General features: G+C 72.5%; 6 protein-coding genes. All 6 read left to right on the top strand.

Annotated elements, in window-relative coordinates:
- Positions 1 to 13 precede the first annotated feature (13 nt).
- The 6 genes from OHS71_RS19280 to OHS71_RS19255 are packed head-to-tail and all read left to right on the top strand — an operon-like array spanning position 14 to position 5852.
- Positions 14 to 970 carry an ornithine carbamoyltransferase gene (locus OHS71_RS19280; protein WP_328480612.1) on the top strand — a complete coding sequence of 319 codons (957 nt, stop codon included), beginning with the start codon at positions 14 to 16 and terminating at the stop codon, positions 968 to 970.
- Complete coding sequence (locus OHS71_RS19275; RefSeq protein ID WP_328480611.1) at positions 967 to 2250, top strand: MFS transporter; 1284 nt, start codon at positions 967 to 969, stop codon at positions 2248 to 2250. The genes OHS71_RS19280 and OHS71_RS19275 overlap by 4 nt, the downstream gene beginning before the upstream one ends.
- Entirely contained in the window at positions 2247 to 3038 is a 792-nt protein-coding gene (locus tag OHS71_RS19270) for a thioesterase II family protein (RefSeq protein WP_328480610.1), read from the top strand. Before OHS71_RS19275 ends, OHS71_RS19270 begins: the two co-directional genes overlap by 4 nt.
- Positions 3039 to 3068: 30 nt before the next feature.
- Entirely contained in the window at positions 3069 to 4004 is a 936-nt protein-coding gene (locus OHS71_RS19265; RefSeq protein ID WP_328480609.1) for a TauD/TfdA family dioxygenase, read from the top strand.
- A gap of 7 nt (positions 4005 to 4011) precedes the next feature.
- The gene (locus OHS71_RS19260) at positions 4012 to 4923 is read left to right on the top strand and encodes a 4'-phosphopantetheinyl transferase family protein (RefSeq protein ID WP_328480608.1); all 912 of its coding nucleotides are present in this window, start codon (positions 4012 to 4014) and stop codon (positions 4921 to 4923) included.
- Positions 4920 to 5852: a TauD/TfdA family dioxygenase gene (locus OHS71_RS19255; protein ID WP_328480607.1), complete on the top strand. Its 933-nt coding sequence runs from the start codon at positions 4920 to 4922 to the stop codon at positions 5850 to 5852. The genes OHS71_RS19260 and OHS71_RS19255 overlap by 4 nt, the downstream gene beginning before the upstream one ends.
- Positions 5853 to 6033 lie beyond the last annotated feature (181 nt).

Genomic DNA, 6033 nt, shown 5'->3' with positions numbered 1-6033 from the left:
AAGGACGCCCGCCGTGCGGCATCTGATATCCATCGACGACCTCACCGACGAGGACCTGCGGGCCGTCGTCGCCCGCGGCGCCCTGTTCAGCGCCGAGGGGGGCCCCGCGGGGGCCCGCCCCCTGGAGGGCGACATCGCCGGCATCTACTTCCGGCGGACCTCCACCCGCACCCGCACGGCCTTCTCGGCCGGCGCCCTGCGGCTCGGCGCGCAGATCGTCTCGTACGGTGACGGCGACCTCCAGCTCAACACCGGTGAGACCAGCGAGGACACCGGCCGGGTCATGTCCCGGATGCTCGACGTGCTCGTCGCCCGCACCGCGGACGACCCCGCCGAGATGCGCGCCTGGGCCGCCCAGCGCCGGATGTCCGTCATCAACGCGATGAGCGCCGACGAGCACCCCACCCAGGCGCTCACCGATCTGACCACGCTCCTCGGCCGGTTCGGCCGGCTGGAGGGGCTGCGCGTCCTGTACGTGGGGGAGGGCAACAACACCGCCTCCGCCCTCGCACTGGCCCTCACCCGCTTCCCCGGCGTCGAGCTGGAGCTGCGCACCCCGCCCGGCTACGGCCTCGCCGACCGGTTCCTGGCCCGGGCGGCGGAGCAGGCGGCCCGGCACGGCGGCCGGTTCGCCGAGCGCCACGACATGGCCGCGCTGCCCCCCGACCAGGACGCCGTCTACACGACGCGCTGGCAGACCACCGGCACGAACAAGCCGGACCCCCACTGGCGGGACCTCTTCGCACCGTTCCAGGTCGGCGAGGCGCTGTGGGAGGACAGCCCCAAGGCCGTCTTCCTGCACGACCTGCCCGCGCACCGGGGCGAGGAGGTCACCGCCGACGTCCTCGACGGCCCCGCGAGCCTCGCCTTCCAGCAGGCCGAGAACAAGATGCACAGCGCCATGGCCGTCCTGGAATGGTGCCGCCGCGGGCCCACCGGCCCGGCGGACGGCGCGGGGCGGTCCCGGTGACCATCGCCCCCCAGGCGCCGGCCGAGGCCCGCCCCGAGCCGCCGCCGCTGCGCAGGAACCGCGACTTCGTCCTGCTCTGGTCCGGAGCGGGCATGTCGTTCCTCGGCACCCGGGTCACCGCGGTCGCCTATCCGCTGCTCGTGCTCTGGCACACCCGCTCGCCGGTCTCCATGTCCCTGGTGACCTTCGCGGCCCTGCTGCCCGCCCTGCTGGTGCAGCTGCCGGCCGGGGCGCTCGTGGACCGGTGGGACCGGCGGCGCGTGATGGTGCTGTGCGAGGCGGGCCGGACGGTGGCGCTCGCCACGGTCGCGGCCGCGGTGCTCACCGGCCGGGTCTCGGTGGCGCACATCGCCGCCGTGGCGTTCGCCGAGTCCTGCCTCACCGTCTTCTACCGGCTGGCCGAACGCGGGGCCGTGCGCAACGTGGTGCACGAGGAGCAACTGCCGCAGGCGCTGGCGCAGAACGAGGCGCGCGGCCGGGCGGCGGGCCTGCTCGGCCAGCCCGCCGGCATCCTCTTCTACACCGCGGTGCGCTGGGTTCCGTTCCTGTTCGGCGCGGTCGCCTACCTCGTCTCGCTGGTGACCCTGCTGTTCATCAGGAAGGAGTTCCAGGGGGAGCGGACCGCCGCCCGCAAGGCGCTGCACCGCGAAGTCGCCGAGGGCATGGCGTGGTTGTGGCGCCGGCGTTTCCTGCGCACGGCGCTCGGCTTCGTCGCCGGCACCAACGCACTGTTCCAGGTGCTCAGCCTCGCCGTGATCCTGATGATCAAGGACGAGGGCCGTTCGGAGGCCGTCCTCGCCGTCGTCGTCACGGGCGGCGGCATCGGCGGCATGCTCGGCGCGCTCACCGGCGGCTGGTGGATGCGCCGGTGCGGTCAACGCACCATCCTCGTCGGCGGGCTCGCCGTGTGGGCCTGTCTGATGACGGCGATCTCCTTCACCCACGCCGAACCGCTGCTGCTCGGGGCGCTGTTCGCCGGCACGAGTCTGGTCGGCGCCGTCTTCAACGTCGCCGCCGCCGTCTACCAGGTGCGCACCACACCGGACGAGTTCCAGGGCCGCGTCGCCGCCACGGCGAACCTCGTCTCCTCCGGCACGAACTCGCTGGGCGCGCTCCTCGCCGGCCTCGCCCTCGAACTGTGGGGCGCCGCCGACTCGATCCTGCTGACCGGCGCCGTGATGGCGCTGCTGTCCCTGGGCGCCCTGCTCAGCCCCGCCCTGCGCACCGAGGACGCGCCGGCCGGCACCGAAGGCCCAGGGGAGAAAGGGAGACGAACATGACCGGACCCGACAGCGCCGCCGCCTGGTTCCGGGTGCACCGGCGGTCCGTGGAGCCACGGCTGCGCCTGGTGTGCTTCCCGCACGCCGGCGGCACCGCCCAGCTGTACCACGGCTGGCCGTCGAGGCTGCCCAGGGACATCGAGGTGCTGGCCGTGCGCTATCCCGGCCGGCAGGACCGGCTGTCCGAACCGTGCGTCGAGGACATGGCGACCCTCGCCGACCGGATCACCGGGGCGCTCGTCCCGTACCTGGACCGGCCGGTGGCCCTGTTCGGCCACAGCATGGGCTCCGCCGTCGCCTACGAGGTGGCGCTGCGCCTGGAGGCCCGGCACGGCACCACGGCCGCCCGCCTGATGGTGTCCGGCCGGGCCGCCCCGCACCGGGCCCGGCCCAGCGGGCTGCACGAGGACGACGACGACGCGCTGATCGCGGGCGTCCGCAGCCTCGGCAGCCTGGGCTCCGAGGTCTTCGACATCCCCGAGCTGCGGGAGCTGCTGCTGCCCGCGCTGCGCGCCGACTACCGGCTCATCGAGACGTACCACCCCGCGAGCCCCGCTCCGGTACGTGCCCCTGTCAGCGCGTACATCGGCGACAGCGACCCCGGCTCCGGCCAGGAGCGCGCGTCGGTGGAGGCCTGGGCGGAACTGACCACCGCGGACGGCTTCACCCTGCGGTCCTTCCCCGGCGACCACTTCTATCTCGACCCGTGCGAGGCGGAGTTGACGGCCGACATCGCACAGCATCTGGATGAAGTGGGGCGAAATAGAAAAATTATAGCTTTTCCCTAGATAATTGGAAAATAGTGAAGGGATCGGCCCATGACTGAACAGCAGATCTGGTCGCCACTCGAGATCGAGACCGAGCTCGCCGGCGGCACGGAGGAACTCGTCGACCGCCTCAAGGCGATGGGCGACGAACTGGGAGAACTCCTCGTGCAGGAGAAGGCCCTGGTCTTCCGTGGCTTCGGGGTGACCCCCGGCGCCCTGGACGACGTCCTGGACCTGCTGCTGCCGAACCGCCTCGCCTATGTGCACGGCAACTCGCCGCGCACCAAGGTCGGCAGCAACGTCTACACCTCGACCGAGTACCCGCAGGAATTCACCATCTCGATGCACAACGAGATGAGTTACGCCCACGCCTGGCCGGCCCGGCTCGCCTTCTACTGCCAGATCCAGCCCGGCAGCGGCGGCGCGACCCCGGTGCTCGACTCCGAGGTGTGGCTCGATTCCCTCGACGACGAGGTCAGGCAGGCCTTCGCCGGCGGCGTCCGCTACATCCAGAACCTGCACGACGGCTACGGCCTCGGCAAGAGCTGGCAGGACACCTTCGAGACCGACAGCCGCGAGGACGTCGAGGCGTTCCTCGACGGCACCGGAGCCGGCTGGGAGTGGAAGGCCGACGGCGGCATCCACGTCGAGTCGGTCCGCCCGGCCACCACCAGGCACCCGGTGACCGGCGTCGAGGGCTGGTTCAACCAAGCCGACCAGTGGCACCCGGCCGGCCTCGGCGACGACACCGCCGCGGCCCTCGCCCAGATCCTCCCGGAGGACGAGCTCCCCCAGAACGTCACCTTCGCCGACGGCAGCCCGATCCCCGCCGAGTACGTGGCGCAGATCCGCGACCGGGGCCTGGCCAACGCCATCGACGTCAACTGGCGCACCGGGGACGTGCTCCTCATCGACAACGTGCTGCTCGCCCACGGCCGCCGGCCCTTCACCGGCGCCCGCCGTGTGCTGGTGGCGATGTCGGACTGATGACGCCATGACTGCCGAGACCGCCGAACTCGAGCGGCTGCGCGCGCAGGACGCCGTCCACATCTGGCGGGGCCGCGCACCGGACGCGCTGCTCCCCGAGGACGCCGCCCTGCTCTCCGCCGCCGAACTCGAGGTCGTACGACGCAGGTCGCAGCAGGCCGCCGTCCGGTACGCGGGAACACACGCGGCCCTGCGCCGGATACTGGCCCGCTACCTGGGCGTGCCGGCCGAGCAGATCAGGCTCGGGCGGCAGCCCTGCCCCCGCTGCGAGCACCCCGAACACGGGCGCCCGCGCATCGACTGGCCCCCCAGCGGCCTCGACTTCAACCTGTCGCGCTCCGGCGGGCACTGGCTGCTCGCCGTCGTCGCCGACCGCCAGGTGGGCGCCGACGTCGAGGACGGCAGGACCGTCGACGTGGAGGGCTCGTCCACGATCGTGCTCACGGACGACGAACTCGCCCACATGCGGGCCCAGCCCACCGGGGAACTCCGCCTGGCGGCCTTCTTCCGCTGCTGGACGCGCAAGGAGGCCGTGGTGAAGGCCTCCGGCGTGGGCATCGTCGCCGACCTGCGCACCATCGAGGTACGCCCCGCCGACGACGGCCCGGTCCGCGTCACCCACGTCGAGCCGAACGGCCCGGACACCTGGACGGTGCAGAACCTGCCGACGGGCCCCGGACTGTTCGCCGCGCTCGCCAGGGAGGCCGGCAGCACAGGCCCCGTAGTGCTGCGGGACTACCTGCGGGAGATCCAGAACCCGCCGCACGCCGACGACCGGCACGACCGCGGTGCCGCCGCCCTCGCTCGGCACCACAGCGACGCGCACGCCACCGGCCCGCACGCCTCCGCGCCCCAGAACACCGCACCCCACGCCTCCGCGCCCCACGACACCGAGAAGAACGGAGCCCACGCCGCATGACCGCCGTCGAGTTCCTCGCGCCGCCGGACGCCCCCGGCACCTCAGTACACGGATACCTCCACGAGAACCACGACAAGCTGCGCCGCGTCCTCGCCGAGCACGGAGCGATCCTGCTGCGCGGCTTCGAGGTGGGCGGAGTGGACGGATTCGACGGCGTGGTCCGTGAGTTCTCCCGTTCGGCACCGCTCACCTACGCCGAGCGCTCCTCTCCCCGCTCCACCATCAAGGGGCAGGTCTACACCTCGACCGACTACCCCCAGGGCGAGGAGATCTTCCTGCACAACGAGAACTCCTACCAGGCAGCCTGGCCGCGCACCCTGTACTTCTTCTGCATCGAGCCGGCCCTCACCCGGGGCGCCACCCCGCTCGCCGACATCCGTGAGGTCTACCGGCACATCGACCCCGACGTCCGCGAGGAGTTCGCGCGCCGAGGCTGGCGCGTCGTACGCAACTTCCACGCCGAGTTCGGCGTGCAGTGGCAGGAGGCCTTCGGCACCACGGACCGGGACGCGGTCGAGGAGTACTGCCGCGGCAAGGGCCTGGACCCGCACTGGCGACCGGACGGCGGCCTGCGCACCACCGCCGTGCGCCGCGCCGTGCACACCCACCCGGAGAGCGGCGCCCCCGTCTGGTTCAACCACGCGACGTTCTTCCACGTCACCTCCCTGGCCCCCGAGGTCCGGGAAGGGCTGCGGGAGATCTTCGCCGAGGAGGACCTGCCCACCAACACGTACTACGGGGACGGCGGCCGCATCCCCGACGAGGTGATGGACCACCTGCGCGCGGCCTACCGCGCGGCGTCCACCCGCTTCGACTGGGAGCGCGACGACGTCCTCATCGTCGACAACATGCTCGCCGCCCACGGCCGGGAGCCCTTCACCGGCCCGCGCAAGATAGCCGTCGCCATGGCAGAACCGTGGGAGGGCTGACCGCAGAGGCACACGAGAAGGCAGCCGGCGCGCCACCGCTGCGCAGGAACCGGGCCTTCCTGCTCCTGTGGTGCGGGGCCGCCCTGTCCTCGGCACCAGGGTCACCGGAGTCCCGTATCCGCTGATCGTCCTCCGGCACACCGACTCGCCCCTGGTGATGTCGGCGGTGTCGTTTCGCGCC

This window comes from Streptomyces sp. NBC_00377 (assembly GCF_036075115.1).
In the GTDB taxonomy this organism is placed as follows: Bacteria; Actinomycetota; Actinomycetes; order Streptomycetales; family Streptomycetaceae; genus Streptomyces.
This window is presented reverse-complemented; position numbering and strand designations above follow the sequence as displayed.

Excerpts from the sequence above, each read along its gene's own strand:
- OHS71_RS19270 (WP_328480610.1), top strand. The coding sequence starts at position 2,247 with ATGACCGGACCCGACAGCGCCGCCGCCTGGTTCCGGGTGCACCGGCGG.
- OHS71_RS19265 (WP_328480609.1), top strand. The coding sequence starts at position 3,069 with ATGACTGAACAGCAGATCTGGTCGCCACTCGAGATCGAGACCGAGCTC.
- OHS71_RS19260 (WP_328480608.1), top strand. The coding sequence starts at position 4,012 with ATGACTGCCGAGACCGCCGAACTCGAGCGGCTGCGCGCGCAGGACGCC.
- OHS71_RS19255 (WP_328480607.1), top strand. The coding sequence starts at position 4,920 with ATGACCGCCGTCGAGTTCCTCGCGCCGCCGGACGCCCCCGGCACCTCA.